Consider the following 16,216-nt stretch of genomic DNA (forward strand, 5'->3'; position numbering starts at 1 on the left):
GACGATTTTAATTTTTCATGGTGTCAAAATTACACAATTAGTCATTTTACTTTTATGCAACCATTTTCCGGGAACGTTCCCGGAAAATAAATGTATGTAAAACATTTATTCCGGATGAAAAAAAAAATTTTCTGCGCGTTTTTACTTTTTGGCCAAACTTTTTTGCTTTTTGGCCAGCAAAAAACGGTCTTTAAAACAGGCAGCTTACCGGCGTCCAAAGCGGCGCCGGGGAGCCTTTTCCTGGCGGGTGATTTTAATAATTGGAACCCCGGTGATAAGGCGTGGGAATTGACGCCTGTTATGGAGGGAAAATATACACTTTCGAAAGACCTGCCCAAGGGCATTTACCACTTTAAGATAACCCGCGGCACCTGGCAAACGGTGGAGTGCAGTCCGGACGGAAAGGCAATTGAAAATCGTACTCTAAAGATTGAAAGAGATACGACGATCACTATCGATATATCCGGCTGGCAGGACAATTTCCCTGAAAAACCGAAAGCGCACACCGCCAGTGCGCAAGTACATATTGTAAGTGACAAATTTAAAATCCCCCAGCTTGGGCGCGAAAGGAGGATATGGATTTATCTTCCGGCAGACTATCAAACGTCAGCAAAAAAATTCCCGGTTATATATATGCACGACGGGCAAAATCTTTTTGATGCTTATACTTCCGGTTATGGCGAATGGGGTGTCGATGAAATAATGGATAAACTTGCAGTGCAACATGAATCCATTGTTGTTGGCATTGACCATGGCGGTGATAACCGTATTACCGAGTATGATCCATATGATTCGAAATATGGAAAGGGCAGGGGGGATGACTACACAGAATTCTTAGTGAAGACACTTAAACCATACATCGATGCACATTATCGCACAAAAAGAGGCGCAGCAAATACAACCATGGCCGGCAGTTCGATGGGGGGCCTGATCTCTATGTATGCTGCAATAAAATATCCGAAGGTGTTTGGTAAAGCCGGAATATTTTCACCGGCGTTTTGGATAGCCCCTGAAATTTACAAATATGCTGAAACACATAAAATTCCCTCAAAATCAGGATTTTATTTCGTATGCGGAGATGCAGAGAGTGACAGTATGGTAACTGATATGAAAAAGATGGCAGATATTGTCCGCTCGAAAAATCCCAATCAGGAAAATTCACCAGTTGTAATAATTAAAGGCGCCAGTCATAATGAAAAGCAGTGGAACGGCGATTTTCCGGCGTTTTATGAGTGGCTCTTTAAATAGGTGTGCGATGTGCGAATTTTTGATGTGCGGATGTTTTGCAATCGGGTCGGCTTGTAAACGTCTCAATACAATCCTATTTAATTTTCATCCGCACATTCGCACATCAGGCATTCGCATATCAATTCCCGTCCTGCACGGTAAACTGGTATGTCTCAGTGTTTCCAACGGGTAAATCAGACACTGAGCCGCGATTGAGCTGCCACCAGAAACGTTGCCTTGGTTTTTCGCGGTTGCCTATTTCATTCATCGAATCTGCGTCGTACAGGCGGCCATTAACCATTACATATTTTATTTTAGTGCTATTATGGATATCTTCCAGCGGGTTTGCATTTAACACGATCATGTCGGCAAGCTTACCGGTTTCAAGCGAGCCGATTTCTTTATCCATGCCCAAATAAGCAGCCCCGTTCAGGGTAGCACAACGGATCGCCTGTATCGGTGTCATACCGCCCTGCGTGAGCATCCATAATTCCCAGTGTGCACCGAGTCCCTGCAGCTGCCCATGTGCGCCCAGGTTTACTTTAGTACCACCATCGGCAATCTGCTTTACATATTTAGAAACTTCAATATGCCCGTAATCGCCATATTCCGATTCGCTACGCCGGCGGGAACGTGCATCTACAATGCTTTGAGGTGTGAAGTTCAGCAAGTGCTCGTTCTTCCATACCTCAGTACGGTCATACCAAAAGTTTTCGCCGAACTGCGTACCGTAGCTAACAATTAATGTTGGCGTATAAGCCGTTTTGCTTGCGTTCCATAATGCCTTTACGTCTTTATAAACAGGCCAAACCGGTATGTTATGCTCGATTCCGGTATGCCCGTCCAATATCATGTTCATATTGGTAAAGAAAGTTGAGCCTCCTTCAGGAACAACCTCCATTTGCAGCTCACGGGCAGCTTCAATTATCTGCTGCCGTTGCTCACGGCGCGGCTGGTTATAGCTTTTAACAGAAAACGCCCCTACGTCTTTTAGCCTCCTGATATTTGAACGTGCATCGTCAAGGCTGTTAATCACAGCTTTAAAGTCGCCATCTGCACCGTATAGTATCGTACCGGTGGAGTAAACCCTCGGCCCGACCATGTTCCCGGCCTTCAGCATTTCATTCTGGCTGAATACCATTTCGGTATTGCTGGAAGGATCGTGCGCAGTGGTAACGCCAAAAGCAAGGTTGGCATAATAGCGCCAGTCCTGCTGCGGCGAAATGCCGTCGGGACTTGTGCCCAGATGACCATGCACATCGACAATGCCGGGCATTATGGTTTTACCTGCAAGATCGTATACTTTGGCGCTGTCGGGTATTGCAATGGCTTCGGCTTTACCTATCGCTGTAATTTTATTTTTACTGACGATAATAGTTCCGTTGTCAATTACTTCGTCGCCTTTCATGGTAATGATGCGGGCATTTTTGAAAACGATAACGCCTGTTGGCACGTCTGTTTTTAATTTCAGGCCAAGATCAGTGCCAATAGTATCTGCTACCGGAGTCTTGTCAGTACCGCCTTCAGCGAACGGGAACGCATTACGGATATCCCTCACAAAATATTTTGGCCCCAATGTCCACATTAGTTTTTGGCTGTCTTTACTCCAATGCAGGTAAGTACCCGCATCCCTGGTAACCTTACTAAGCGGAATGGCTTTATTAGAGGCGGATAAGTTTTGGGCGCTGCCGGTGTATATCATTGGCGTAATGTAGCAGTTATATAATTCCGTAAACGCCATCCATTTACCATCAGGGCTTGGGTTGAATTGCGTTGCATATTTGGAAGTGTACAAGGTGCGCTGATTAGCGCCGGTTGTATCCATCATTTTATAAGCCTTATTTTCGCCCTCGTAGCTTTGATAGTAAATTTTAGAATCGTCGGCAGAATACTGCGGATAGATACCATTATCGATGACCATCTTTGGAATACCACCAGCTGCCGGCATCACATATATACCGGGATTTTTACCGAACGCATATCCCGAAGTACCGTTGCCCTCGCCCTTCCTGAAAACTATCTTGTCACCCTTGTTCGAAAATTTAGGCGAATAATAGTAGCCTTTCTCGGCCGTAAGACGGGTTACCTGGCAGGTAGTCAGGTCAATCTTGTTAACAGAGGCTTTTAGCTCATCCGTCCAGTCAATATACACAAGGGATTTACCGTCCGGGCTAAATGAAGGCTCGTACTCAAAATCAGTCGTTGCTGTTATACGTGTGGGTTTACCGTCAGGCAATGCTTTGGTATAAATATAGCCGGCCGCATTAAAAGCCACCGTTTTACCATCGGGCGAGGTGGTTAGCTGGCGTATCATTTTTACAGTAAACTCATCCTGGAAAACTTTTTGCTGAAAGTGAAGCGCCTCTGTAATTGATTGTGTTGACGTAACCTCAAAAGGAATTTGTGTTGCGTTTAGCGTCGTGATATCCAGGTTCCATATCTTCCCTTTGGCATAGAATATAATCTCGTTGCTATCGGGCAGCCACGCAAAATTGGGATAGACACCAAAAATAGCCCAGGTCTCCTGCTGGTCATGCGACAAGCCGTCGTAAACCGGCCATTCCTCGCCGGTTTGCAGGTCGTGGATGAAAAGCACGGATTTCAGTCTAACGCGCTTCACAAAAGCCAATAGCTTCCCGTCAGGAGAGATCTGGGGACGGCATGCCCCGCCAGCGCCGCCGGTTACAGTTTCTATATCGCCGGTTTGCCGGTTTAACCTGCGAATGGCATAAATGCCTTTATAAGGATCCTTATTATATTCAAAAGAAGGACCGGGCGTCATGTCTTCACTCCAGTATACATATTTTCCGTCGGGCGAGATAATCGGTTCACCTGCGTCCTGCTGATCGTTCTTGCGTTTCGTAAGCTGTATGCCTTCACCGCCGGTTTTGTGATACAGCCACATCTCGCCCGCGCCCAAGGAGCGTGTTGCAGTGAAGTGCTTACGGGCAACCAGGTACTGCCCGTCAGGCGACCATGAGGCGTTATTTAGCAAACGGAAATTTTCTTTGGTGATGGAGTGTTTTGCGCTGCCATCACTGTTCATTACCCAAATATTATCACCGCCTTCCTTGTCGCTGGTGTAAGATATAAGTTTACCATCAGGGCTGAAACGCGGTTGCACCTCCCAGGCCTTTCCGCCGGCCAGCAGCGTAGCTTTGCCACCAGTCACCGGAATGGTATAAATATCGCCCAGCAAATCAAAAATAATTGTTTTGCCATCCGGACTAACATCAAGATTCATCCAGGTGCCTTCGTCAGTATTAATAGTGACTTTTTTTTGCGGCGCACCCGGAGGGCTCTCGACATTCCATTTTTGCGCGGATAAACTAAACGAAAGAGACACCAAAAAGAGCGAAGTAAAGATTGCTTTCATATGCAGGGAAATTACGCCGCGAATTTAATTAAGATTTAACAGGATTTTTGATATTGCCGGGATTAATGACAAATTCAGGATTATCTTTACCGCTTTTAATTTTGCATTAAATTAAAAATCGAAAATCGGGAACCCCAAATAAAACAATGACGCTTCACGAAATATTAAAACAGTATTGGAATCATGATACCTTCCGGCCAATGCAGGAGGAGATCATCAGGTCTGTTTTATTGGGGCATGATACACTGGCCCTGTTACCTACTGGCGGCGGTAAGTCGGTTTGCTTCCAGGTACCGGCATTGGCGAAGGAAGGGATCTGTATCGTGGTGTCGCCGCTTATTGCCTTGATGAAAGACCAGGTGGAAAACCTGAAAGCGAAAGGTATCGAGGCGGTTTCTATTGTTTCCGGCATGAGCAAGCGGGAGATAGACATCGCGCTGGATAATTGCATTTACGGGCAGGTTAAGTTCCTTTATCTTTCGCCTGAGCGGCTGTTGTCGGAATTGGCCCGTGAACGCATCAGCTATATGAATGTTAATCTGATCGCAGTTGATGAAGCTCATTGTATTTCGCAGTGGGGATATGATTTCAGGCCCCCTTATCTGCATATCGCCGATTTGCGGGAACTACACCCCAATGTACCGGTGTTAGCACTTACAGCCACTGCCACAGCAGAAGTACGGCAGGATATTCAGCAAAAGTTGTTGTTTAAAAATGCACAGGTCTTTCAAAAATCCTTTGAGCGTAAGAATATCAGTTACGTGGTTCAAAACACCGAGGATAAGTTTCGTAAGTTGCTTGATATACCCCGGGGCGTAAAAGGCAGCGGGATCGTATATGTACGTACGCGCAGGGAGACGGCTGATATCGCTAAGTTTTACCTGGATAATGGTATAAGTGCTGATTTTTATCACGCGGGTTTGGAGGCTGGTCAGCGCTCGAAAAGGCAGGAGAGCTGGAAAAATAATCAAACTCAAATCATCGTAGCCACCAATGCCTTTGGGATGGGTATTGATAAGCCGGATGTTCGGTTTGTTATACATAAGGATATGCCCGAGAGTTTAGAAGCGTATTACCAGGAGGCGGGCCGTGCAGGCCGCGATGAGCAGAAGGCCTATGGGGTGTTATTGTATAACCGCGCCGACCGGCTTAGAGAGCAAAAGAAATTTGAAGGAAGCTTTCCTGCAGTTGCGGAAGTAAAGCAGGTATATCACCATCTTGCCAACTATTATAGCCTGGCTTATGAAGCAGGTGAGGGGCTGAGCTTCGACCTTGATTTAGGCGATTTTTGCAGCCGGTTTAAATTAGACAGTATTAAAACGATTAATGCATTAAAGTTTTTGGAGCAGGGTGATTATTTGTCGTTTAATGAGAGCGTATTCCTGCCGTCGCGGTTCAGGTTTGAAGTTTCGAACGAGGAATTGTATAACTTCCAGATTCAGAACCCCGGATGGGACGCTTTTATAAAAACGATATTACGCTCATACGGGGGCGCTTTTGATAACTACGTAAGCATTCGCGAATTCGACTTGTCGCGGCGCTCAAACCTTAATGTGCAGCAGGTTATTGAGGGCCTGAAGCAACTGGATGAGTATAAAATATTGAGCTACCGGCAGCAGACTGATATGCCCCAGGTAACCTGGCTTAAACCGCGCCAGCACGCCAATGTATTGTATATTAATAAAAAGCTGATAGATGAACGTAAGGCAACCTATCTTAAAAAAATCGAAGCTGTTTTTTTCTATGCTGAGAATAAAAAGTGCCGCAGCCAGATGCTGTTAACCTATTTTGATGAGCAAGACGCCGAAAAATGCGGTGTTTGTGATGTCTGCCTCGAAGAGAAGCGGCAAAAAAATGCCGCAGAAATATTCGATGACATTACCAGCGAAATAATCCAGCTGTTACATAGCTCGGTTTACGACCTTGCCTCCCTGGTTTCTTCAGCAAGAAGTGGCACTGAAAAGGAAAGGCTTGCCGCCATACGGCAATTGCTGGATGCAGGCAAAATTAAATTTTCAGGGGAAAAGCTGGTTATCAGTCAGGATCACTATTAAAAGACCTTTTTCGGTCTTTTTAGTTGTAAACGTACTGCACAGCATATAAGAAACCGTTAATTAGTGCGATGCACCCCAAGAATTAAATGTCGTTTTCGGTTAATTGGTTGATAGAAAAGTCTGCACTTTGTCAAATAATCAGTCTTATCACAAAAACTGACGCGCACAAGTACAAAAAAATCTCGACTCAAACTCTTTTTTACGCCGCGGAAAATCATTTTTTTCTTAAGGCATGCTTGTTTCAGAAATGATTTAAGAAAGGGATCAGGGCTGGTAAATTATAATAAGCTGCTGTAAATAAGTGTTATAAAGGGGTTGTTTTTGAAAATTTGTGGCTTAAAATTAAAAGTGTAAAACTGACACTAAGATGAGAAAAGTTGGTAGATAAAATTGCGACCTTTGCAGACGAAAATAGGGCGTTGGTCTATTAAACAATAAACCTGTGTAACGTTTTAAAATAAGCCTCGTCTTATCGATGTATTTAAAATCAAAAACAATACAACAATTGAGAATCACAATAATAAATAATAAAACAATGAAAACCAAAATTTTTTCCATAATCACAATTTTAGCTGTTATTTTAGGTTTTACCGCTACTGCTAATGCCTCAGCTCTTAAAGACGCCTATACTGTTTTAAGTGACATCAGCGCTATAAACAAGATTGAAGTTCACGGTAATGTTGAGCTGTTTATCTCTGACGCAGCTACAGACCAGGTAAAGGTTTACGACAACTATTATTCAGAGAGCGCACTTGTACAGAATAAAAATGGTGTGTTAAGCATCGCTTCATACAAAAATCAGAAACTGGTAGTTTGGGTTAGCGCGAATGACCTTCGCTCAGTTTCTGCTTATGACAACGCCGAGGTAAAATCATTCGGTAACATCTCGAAAATAGAATTTAACGTTGAGTTGCATGACAATGCCTCTGCTAAACTAAATCTCGACGCTTTTAATGCAAGTGTAACTGTGAAAGATAACGCTAAGGCCGACTTAACAGGCTCTGCAAACCAATTGAACCTTAACAGGGACATTGAGTCGAATGTAAAAAGCAACAACTTCGCTGCCATTCACCGCAACGAAAACAGAATAAGCTTCGCTGCTGATCTCAGCAACGAGTCTTTTGGTATGTAAGCCGACTTTTGCAAAAGTTCAACATATATCACGGGAGCCACTTGTTTTGTGCAAGTGGCTTTTTTTATCAGCGCAAACATGGAAAGAACACTTTTTGCGGATTATATTCTTCTTTTTAGTGTTATAATCACATTGTCATAGCGCTTGTCGTGATAAACTTCCAGCAGCAGGCTGCGGTCGTCCTGTGATTTAAAAAGGTTATCTACTTCTTCCAGCGTCATGTTGGCTATGGGTTTAAAGTTTATTGACACGATCTCGTCATCTTTTTCAAGGCCAATTTTATCCCCGGCTGAGCCAGGTTCAACCCTGCTGATGATTATCCGCTTAAAACCATCGCCGTCGGCGTAATATTCTAAACCGCTCATGTCTTGTTCAAACGGCTCTTTAAAATTTGGGCCGGGCTTTAGGTAGATAGCGCCACCGTGATAATCAAAAACCACAGTAAATTTTTTTAGCAGGCCGATACCCAGATTGCCATCCCGTTTTACGTTAATATATTTTTTAATCGAATCGTCCTGCGGAAAGGAGGATATTACATTCCTGATTTTATATTTACCCAGTTCAATTCCGTTTATGCGGCTTATAAAGCCATTTATCGGGCCGCTGAAACCAACTCCCAGATTTGCGTGGATACATTTTTTTTCCAGGTTCGTCTTGTCGGATATGTTCTCGAGCGATAGCGGGTGCCCAGCGCCCAGGTCTACCACAAGTTTACTTTGCTTTACTATGCCTCCCGGCATATCTACGCTGGCTTCCAGGTATGGTTTGTGGTCTTCAATTGTTATCGGTATCCGTTCGCCTTTGGCAAATCGCCTGGTGTCTTGCGGACGGTAGGCCGTAAGTGTAGAGTCGCTGAAGTTTATTTTAACCGCCAGGTTGTTAAAAAATTCATACCCCAGTAAGCCATGTATCGGCATTCCGGCATAGTTTGAAAGACCAAACTGATCTTTGGTAAGAACGGCTGCGTTAATGCCATAGCTGGTAAGCCCGGGGATGCCGACGTCCAGTGTCGGCGACGCAAAGGCCTCGTATGAATCGTTTTCGCCAAACCCCCGCAATTTCAGCCTGTGGGACATTGGTATTTTGAGTGTATCGATCAGGTTAGGGTCGGTAATTATCATCAACCCCACCCCTGTATCCATTATAAAGTTAAACGGGCCTTTATGGTTGATCTTTAATTTTACAACAACCATATTGCGCACCAGGCTAAATGGTATGGATACCTTGTTACGGTGCGGCTGTAAATCGAATTGTGCGTATGCCGTTGTGAAAAAAAAGCAATTTAAATACAACAGCCACAACAAAAACCGGTGTGTATTTTTACAGAACATAACACAAAAATTAAGTATATATAACCTTTTCGGGGACGGTTGCTGCGCAAACGCTTAAGCGCAGCTGCCGAACCCTGCTATTCAAGTGTTTTCGTAAGTTGGTTACCCTCGAACGGGTGTGTTATAATGGGCGGAATGTCTATCAATATTACGAAAAAAAATGTATTATTCCAAGCCAAACATGTGCTGATCTTGCCATTTTACGGAAGGCGATTTAAATGCTAGCCGCTGCCATCCCTCAACGGGCCTTTAATCGTATAAAGAAAATTCATCGGTAAAAAAAACAATCAGGTTAATAATCGGTGGCACTCCTTAGTTAAAGAATTGTACATTTATAATTGATATTATAAAGTTAGGCACCCTGAATCGCTGATGCTATTCATGCGTTATACAAGTTGGTACAAGTTTGTACAAATCGCCGCTCTTATCTTTATCTTATATTTTTGCTTGCTTTTGATGCCTTTTTAAATTCCCCAATATAACGGACGTTCGGGAAGTGATGTTAACCACAATCAAAATGCATAACGACGAGTATTACATAGAAAAAACAAAAAAACTATTTGAGATAGCTACCGGATGGGGTGACAGCAGCGATTGGACGAACCAGGATTTTGTAGTGTTGAGTGAAAAAATACAGGAGAAAACCGGTGTCGCACTAAGTCACGTCACGCTTAAACGGGTTTGGGGAAAGGTTAAATACGATAGCTTGCCTAATACACACACGCTCGATACGCTGGTACAATTTCTCGGATACGAAAGCTGGCGGGCGTTTAAATCCCAAAATGGGAATGGCGGATTTGTGCCTGCAACTCAAGGGGCATCTGCAGATGTTCCGATAACCGGAGAGGTTGCGCAGCCGGAATTTATAAAAAAGCGAAATCCATATCTGAAAGCAGGAATTTTATTGGCATGTGCATCGGCGATAGCCATATCGATATTGTTTACAAGAAAGAAACACCCGCCCGCTATTTCTGACGATGATTACAAATTCAGCAGCAAAAAAGTGGTTTCCGTCGGCTTACCAAATTCAGTAGTGTTTAATTACGATGCAACTAAATCTCCTTACGATTCTGTCATCATCCAGCAATCGTGGGACCGGCATTTGCAGGTGAAGGTCTCGAAGAACGAGCATCAGCACACTTCAATTTATTATTACCCGGATTATTACAAGGCCAAACTTATAGTAGGCAACAGGATAGTAAGCATGCACCGCTTGCTGATAAAGTCGGACGGATGGCTGCCTGCGGTTACACAAGCCCCGGTACCCGTATATTTTAAAAAGGATGAGGCTATAGCTGACGGCAAAATATCACTGTCAACAGATCAGTTAAAGGCAAAAAATGTAAAGCTCCAGCCAAACGCTTCGGATGTTTTGTACGCAAATGTGCGGGACTTCGGCGAGATATACAGCGATAATTTCATTTTTGAAACGGCTGTAAGAAATGACTACCGGGAAGGGGCTTCGGTTTGCCAGTTAAGCAAAATTTATATTTTGTGCGAAGGCACCGCCATCGGCATACCGCTTTGCGCAAAAGGCTGCATTTCAAATCTCGACCTGCTTTTTACCAATTACTATGCATCGGGCAGGCATGTTGATCTGTCTGTTTTTGGGGTTGATTTCAGTTCATGGGTGAAGGTGAGGGTTGAAACCAAAAATCGCAAAGCCCAAGTATTTCTGAATGATAAAATGGTATTTGCCGTTAATGAAGATATCATCAAATCAAAGATAATTGGTATCGACTATACTTTCCAGGGTACCGGCTCGGTTGATTACGTAAAATTAGCTAACGGCAAAGTGCATTACGAAGATGATTTTAATGATGCGTCGGGAGGAACGCTGAGGCAGAACTAAGCGTCAGGACAAAAAGAGTTGTATGATCTATCCTCGTTTTATCCCGGCTCTTTATTATTGACTCTTCTTATTTGCAGTATTTTTTCAGTTCATCCGGAGCTTCCCTGGAGCCTAATTCAGCGGCTTTAGTTAAATCCTGGCAACCGCTGTGATCGTTCTCCTTTAGCTTGGCTACGCCGCGGCTTAACCAGACATAAGGGTTACGCGGGTCCAGTTCAATCGCGGCGGCGAAATCTTTTAACCCGGCATCATAGTCGCGCAGAAACATTCGGGCCTTTGCACGCAGAACAAAATTGCTGGCGTCTTTAGGGCTAAGCTTCATAGCCTGCTTAAAATCACCATTCATAGCTGCGGTATCCTTCATATAAGCCTCGGCAAGACCACGGTAGGCATAAGTTTTAATATTATCAGGATTGATCAACAGTACACTGATATAATCATAAACAGCGCCTTCGTAATTCTTCTGAAGCATTTTAAGATTTGCCCGGTAAAAATAGGCTTCATCGTTATTTTGATCTTTTTCAATCGCCCGGCTGATGTCAACCGCCGCACTGTCATATTGCTTCATTTCAATTTTAACGTTTGCACGGCCACTATAGGCTTGAGACATAGCGTTCGAATCAACAGCTATAGCCCTGTCAAAATCGATCATAGCCCCGCGTGTATCGCCAACTCCGGCCATTGCACTGCCGCGCAAAACCAAAATCTTACCATTTTTTGTGTACGGCGTAACAACTCTATTGAACAACGCTAATGCTTCGGAATATTGCCTGTTGTCGATCAATATTTTACCGAGACGTAAATATGCATCCTGGTTTTTGGGGTCAAGCTCAACTTGCTTTTTAAAATCGGCAATAGCGCCGGCCCTGTCGCCCATGCGGCTTTTAGCAATTCCCCGGTTTAAATAAGCATCCGGGTTGGCGGGCTGCATTTCAATAGCAGTGTTAAAATCATCAATGGCGCCGCTGTAGTCGGCCAATAATATCTTCATCTCGCCGCGGCCAAAATATCCCTCAAAGTTCTTTGGGTTCATTTTGATTGCCGCGTTATAATCCTCCAGGGCCCCCGTGGTGTCTTGCAAGCCTCTTTTTGCCTTTGCACGGGTTATATATACATAGCCATCGGTGTACTTGTTATAATTTACTGCATTGTTTGCATCTTCAAGGGCGCCGTCATAATCTTTCTGATCAATTTTTAGTTCGGCACGATTTTGAAAAGCGCCGGCTAAATGTGCGTCCAGGGCGATGGCTTTGTTGTAATCGGCCATCGCAGCGTCCTTGCTGTCGCTTTTGCTTTCCGAAATGCCACGATATAAATAGAGCTCCGCATTCTTAGGGTCTTGTGCAATTGCCTTATCAAAATACTCGATAGCGGTTTTATTGTCCGAGCTGTTGCTGATGGCCTTCGCCAGGTAATAGTACAGATTAGGCAGTCGTGGATTCATAGACATCGCTTTTTTATAATCCTCAATAGCGCCTTTATAATCTGTTAAGTTGGTTTTAGTGTTGCCCCGGTAAAAAACTGCTTCTGCATTATTGGGGTTCATCCTCAGCGTGGTAGTATAGTCTGCAAGCGCACCGCTATAATCGCCAATGGTACCTTTAGAATTTGCCCGGTAATAATAAACGTCGGCGTTGTTTGGATTAAGCCTGATCGCCTCATCGTAGTCGGTTATAGCCCCTTTATTGTCGTTGATATTTGCTTTGGTAACGCCCCTGTATTCGTAAAGCTCCGGATTGCTTGGCGTAATGGAAATTGCTGTTGTAAAGTCAGCGATAGCCCCGGTATAGTCGCTGGAATTTACTTTAGCATTTGCCCGGTAGTGGTAAATATCGGCAGTATGTAAACCCAATTCAATCGCTTTGGTAAAATCATTGATGGCCGCCTTGTAAGCTTTTGCGTTTGCTTCGGCGTTAGCACGGTAGTAAAAAGCCTCGGCATTCCCCGGATCGATAGTAACCACTTTTGAGTAGTCTTCCACAGCTTCATCGTATTGTTTGCTGTTGCTGTAGGCGTTGCCACGGTACAGGTAGGCTTTAACATTATTGCTGTTAAGCTCAATGGCTTTGGTAAATTCTGGTATAGCCGCGGTATAATTTTTTTGCGCCGACAGCTCGTTTGCCTTCCGAAGGTGCTCGTCGGAGGTTTGGGCCAGGGCCAGGTAAGGTAGTAATGAAATTATAACTAAAAGTTTTTTCATAATTATGCTACATAAAATTGGCAATAAACACGCCAAACATTATCTACAACTTTAACGGAATGATAAAACGTTTTTTTGTAAGCTATTTTTATGCCCCGCAGCAGCAAAAATCAGCCGAAATTGAACTTATAAGCAATAATTACACCTGTTGTGTAATTTTTGCCCCTTTTGCCATTCGGGCATGTAATACGCAAATACGCTGCAAATGGTTATATTTTTACAGGCAGGGGATTACTTTCTCATTTTGGGGATTTATAATCCCTGTAATATTTAATTGAATTGGGTAGATTGCCTGTATTTTATAATTCTTTCTACTAAACGAACCTTTTATGCCACAGTATTTTGTTGATGCCGATATATCCAAAGCGAAGACACTTCATTCTGCTTTTTATACTGATCCGGAGATATTTGAGCAATGTAAAGAGCTGATATTTTCCCCATCCTGGCAATTTATCGGCAGTGCCGGGCTGGTTGAGGAACCTGGTGAGGTTTATCCTTTTACTTTACTGGAAAGCTACCTGGACGAACCGCTTCTTCTGACACACGATAAAACCGGCCAGATCAATATACTTTCAAACGTTTGCACGCATCGTGGTAATTTGGTTGCAGATAAAGCCTGCAGGCTGAGCAACCTGCGTTGCCGCTACCATGGCCGCATGTTCGGGCTTGATGGAAAGTTTCAGTCAATGCCGGAATTTAAGGAGGTTGAAAACTTCCCGTCCGGGGACGATAACTTACCAAAGCTCGCATCCTTTAAATGGGGAAAATGGATTTTTACTTCGCTTAATGAAAAATATCATCCGGACTTATTTTTCCGCGATATGACAGAACGCGTAAGCTGGCTGCCGCTGGAAGATTTTAAATTTGATCCGTCCTTGTCGCGCGTGTTCAATGTAAAGGCCAATTGGGCGCTTTATTGCGAAAATTATCTCGAGGGTTTTCATATCCCATTTGTGCACGCAGGGCTGAATGCCGTAATTGATTTTGGCGAATATGCCACTGAGCTATTTTTTCCGTATTCCAGCCTGCAGCTTGGCATGGCTAAAACCAATGAAGAGTGTTTCGATTTGCCTGCTTCATCGCCAGACTATGGTAAAAATGTAGCAGCTTATTATTTCTGGGTGTTCCCCAATATGATGTTTAACTTTTATCCCTGGGGACTTTCGGTTAACGTAGTTGAACCGGTCTCCGTTGGTGAGTGCAGGGTGAAATTTTTCTCCTATGTTTGGAACGACTCAAAATTGAACCGGGGAGCAGGAGCAGGACTGGATAAGGTAGAGCAGGAGGATGAAGAAATTGTTGAAAATGTACAGCGCGGCGTGCGCTCCCGTTTTTATAATCACGGCCGGTATTCAGTTATCCGGGAGCAGGGAACGCATCACTTTCACCGTATACTTACCCAATTTATAACTACCTGAAAAAACTTGACACCACCTTCACTTAGCGTTCCATTTTTTTGCGGAACACCCGGAACGCTATAAAATATACTCATTATCAGTTACTTATAGTTTTGGTATTGTAAAATACTGATAATCAATTAATTGAATATTTGATATTTTTCGTTCCAATGAAGTCTGCGTCTTATCGTCAATATCATACAATTATTAAATTATCTTTTTGTGAACAAAAAGGCTGTTTTTGGCATTGTTTAAGTGGATTGTAAGGCAAGTGTAATATTGATAATGAAAAATAGATGTTTAAACATATATTATTTATCTTTGTTATGAATTTAAAACAATCAAAAAAATTAAGATCATGGCAACTACAAAATGGGCAATAGACCCAACACACTCAGAGGTTCAGTTTAAAGTTAAACACCTTGTTATATCTACAGTTACTGGTTTCTTCAAGAGCTTTGAAGGCACTATGGAAACCGAAGGCGACAATTTTGAAAACGCCGATATCACATTCGCGCTGAATATCGATAGTATTGATACTAACCAGTCGCAGCGCGACGCGCATTTAAAATCAGCTGAGTTTTTTGACGCTGAAAAATATCCGCAGATCACTTTTAAATCAACTTCGTTCACCAGCACAGGTGATGACGAGTATGAGTTAAAAGGCGACCTGACCATAAAAGACGTTACCAAACCGGTTACCCTGGCTGCAGAATTTGGCGGTACTGCTGATGACTTTTACGGCAACACTAAGGCAGGTTTTGAAGTTACCGGTAAAATCAATCGTAAAGAATTTGGTTTAACCTGGGATGGTGTTACCGAAGCAGGCGCCATTGTAGTAGGCGAAGACATTAAATTGCTGATCAACATCCAGTTTGCAAAGCAGAAATAAGTTCGTCGGTTGGATTTGGGCTGACTGAGTGGATTGAAGTTAGTGAGCCTTAATGATACCATAAAAGCCATTTGTTAATACAGATGGCTTTTTGCTTTACAACCTTTTTGCAAGTATCTTTGTTATACCATCATGCTAATCAAAATCTACCCCGAAAACCCGAACCCAAAAGCTATAGAACAGGTTGTTGAGGTGTTGCGCAAAGGCGGACTTATCATTTATCCTACAGACACCGTTTATGGCCTTGGCTGCGATATTACCAATCACCGGGCTATAGAGGCTATTTGTAAAATCAGGAACATCAAGCCTGAGAAAGCCAATTTTTCATTTATTTGCTATGATTTAAGCCATATATCGGATTATATAAAGCCTATCGATAACCATACTTTCAGGGTGCTGAAAAAAGCCCTGCCGGGACCCTTTACGTTTATATTTAATGCCAATCATAACGTGCCGAAGCTCCTCAGCTCCAACAAAAAAACTGTTGGTATAAGGGTACCCGATAACAATATTGCCCGCGAGATAGTAAAACAACTGGGTAACCCTATCGTTTCCACGTCGATAAAAGACGATGACGAGATCATCGAATATTCAACCGACCCGGAATTGATTCACGAAAAATATGAAGATATGGTCGACCTGGTGATTGATGGGGGCTATGGCGAAAATATTCCCTCAACCGTTGTCGATTGCACCGAAGGCGACTTCGAAATTATACGCGAAGGCAAAGGAGAGTTGGAATTGTATTTGTAAAT

At 43.4% G+C, this 16,216-nt stretch carries 10 protein-coding genes; 7 read left to right on the forward strand and 3 right to left on the reverse strand.

Annotation, left to right across the window (positions count from 1 at the left end; all coding sequences use genetic code 11):
- The first annotated feature begins 114 nt into the window (after positions 1-114).
- A complete protein-coding gene (locus Q3W13_RS12245) occupies positions 115-1,248 on the forward strand; it encodes an alpha/beta hydrolase (protein ID WP_302864242.1) in 1,134 nt (377 codons plus the stop codon).
- A gap of 118 nt (positions 1,249-1,366) precedes the next feature.
- Here Q3W13_RS12245 and Q3W13_RS12250 read toward each other — a convergent pair whose 3' ends face one another.
- Positions 1,367-4,603 (reverse strand): amidohydrolase family protein, encoded by a 3,237-nt coding sequence (locus tag Q3W13_RS12250; RefSeq protein ID WP_302864243.1) that lies wholly within the window; start codon positions 4,601-4,603, stop codon positions 1,367-1,369.
- A 146-nt stretch (positions 4,604-4,749) separates the two neighbouring features.
- On the opposite strand from Q3W13_RS12250, the gene Q3W13_RS12255 reads away from it, so the two are divergent.
- A complete protein-coding gene (locus Q3W13_RS12255) occupies positions 4,750-6,657 on the forward strand; it encodes an ATP-dependent DNA helicase RecQ (RefSeq protein ID WP_302864245.1) in 1,908 nt (635 codons plus the stop codon).
- A 535-nt stretch (positions 6,658-7,192) separates the two neighbouring features.
- On the forward strand, positions 7,193-7,789 hold the full coding sequence (locus Q3W13_RS12260; protein ID WP_302864248.1) for a DUF2807 domain-containing protein: 597 nt from the start codon (positions 7,193-7,195) through the stop codon (positions 7,787-7,789).
- A 101-nt stretch (positions 7,790-7,890) separates the two neighbouring features.
- Here Q3W13_RS12260 and Q3W13_RS12265 read toward each other — a convergent pair whose 3' ends face one another.
- The gene (locus Q3W13_RS12265) at positions 7,891-8,982 is read right to left on the reverse strand and encodes a PDZ domain-containing protein (protein ID WP_302864249.1); all 1,092 of its coding nucleotides are present in this window, start codon (positions 8,980-8,982) and stop codon (positions 7,891-7,893) included.
- A 655-nt stretch (positions 8,983-9,637) separates the two neighbouring features.
- Here Q3W13_RS12265 and Q3W13_RS12270 point away from each other — a divergent pair.
- Entirely contained in the window at positions 9,638-10,972 is a 1,335-nt protein-coding gene (locus tag Q3W13_RS12270) for a hypothetical protein (protein ID WP_302864250.1), read from the forward strand.
- Positions 10,973-11,039: 67 nt separating this feature from the next.
- Here Q3W13_RS12270 and Q3W13_RS12275 read toward each other — a convergent pair whose 3' ends face one another.
- A complete protein-coding gene (locus Q3W13_RS12275) occupies positions 11,040-13,172 on the reverse strand; it encodes a tetratricopeptide repeat protein (RefSeq protein ID WP_302864252.1) in 2,133 nt (710 codons plus the stop codon).
- A 329-nt stretch (positions 13,173-13,501) separates the two neighbouring features.
- Here Q3W13_RS12275 and Q3W13_RS12280 point away from each other — a divergent pair, with 329 nt between their 5' ends.
- The 3 genes from Q3W13_RS12280 (at position 13,502) to Q3W13_RS12290 (ending at position 16,214) form a co-directional block, all read left to right on the forward strand.
- A complete protein-coding gene (locus Q3W13_RS12280; protein WP_302864254.1) occupies positions 13,502-14,590 on the forward strand; it encodes an aromatic ring-hydroxylating dioxygenase subunit alpha in 1,089 nt (362 codons plus the stop codon).
- A gap of 337 nt (positions 14,591-14,927) precedes the next feature.
- The gene (locus Q3W13_RS12285; protein ID WP_302864256.1) at positions 14,928-15,461 is read left to right on the forward strand and encodes a YceI family protein; all 534 of its coding nucleotides are present in this window, start codon (positions 14,928-14,930) and stop codon (positions 15,459-15,461) included.
- A 132-nt stretch (positions 15,462-15,593) separates the two neighbouring features.
- Entirely contained in the window at positions 15,594-16,214 is a 621-nt protein-coding gene (locus Q3W13_RS12290) for an L-threonylcarbamoyladenylate synthase (protein ID WP_302864258.1), read from the forward strand.
- Positions 16,215-16,216: the final 2 nt, after the last annotated feature.

The organism is Mucilaginibacter sp. L3T2-6 (assembly GCF_030519355.1).
Classification (GTDB): domain Bacteria; phylum Bacteroidota; class Bacteroidia; order Sphingobacteriales; family Sphingobacteriaceae; genus Mucilaginibacter.

Bases quoted from the DNA above. Each gene is read 5' to 3' on its own strand.
- Q3W13_RS12245 (WP_302864242.1), top strand. From the start codon at position 115: ATGAAAAAAAAAATTTTCTGCGCGTTTTTACTTTTTGGCCAAACTTTT.
- Q3W13_RS12250 (WP_302864243.1), bottom strand. From the start codon at position 4,603: ATGAAAGCAATCTTTACTTCGCTCTTTTTGGTGTCTCTTTCGTTTAGT.
- Q3W13_RS12255 (WP_302864245.1), top strand. From the start codon at position 4,750: ATGACGCTTCACGAAATATTAAAACAGTATTGGAATCATGATACCTTC.
- Q3W13_RS12260 (WP_302864248.1), top strand. From the start codon at position 7,193: ATGAAAACCAAAATTTTTTCCATAATCACAATTTTAGCTGTTATTTTA.
- Q3W13_RS12265 (WP_302864249.1), bottom strand. From the start codon at position 8,982: ATGGTTGTTGTAAAATTAAAGATCAACCATAAAGGCCCGTTTAACTTT.
- Q3W13_RS12270 (WP_302864250.1), top strand. From the start codon at position 9,638: ATGCATAACGACGAGTATTACATAGAAAAAACAAAAAAACTATTTGAG.
- Q3W13_RS12275 (WP_302864252.1), bottom strand. From the start codon at position 13,172: ATGAAAAAACTTTTAGTTATAATTTCATTACTACCTTACCTGGCCCTG.
- Q3W13_RS12280 (WP_302864254.1), top strand. From the start codon at position 13,502: ATGCCACAGTATTTTGTTGATGCCGATATATCCAAAGCGAAGACACTT.
- Q3W13_RS12285 (WP_302864256.1), top strand. From the start codon at position 14,928: ATGGCAACTACAAAATGGGCAATAGACCCAACACACTCAGAGGTTCAG.
- Q3W13_RS12290 (WP_302864258.1), top strand. From the start codon at position 15,594: ATGCTAATCAAAATCTACCCCGAAAACCCGAACCCAAAAGCTATAGAA.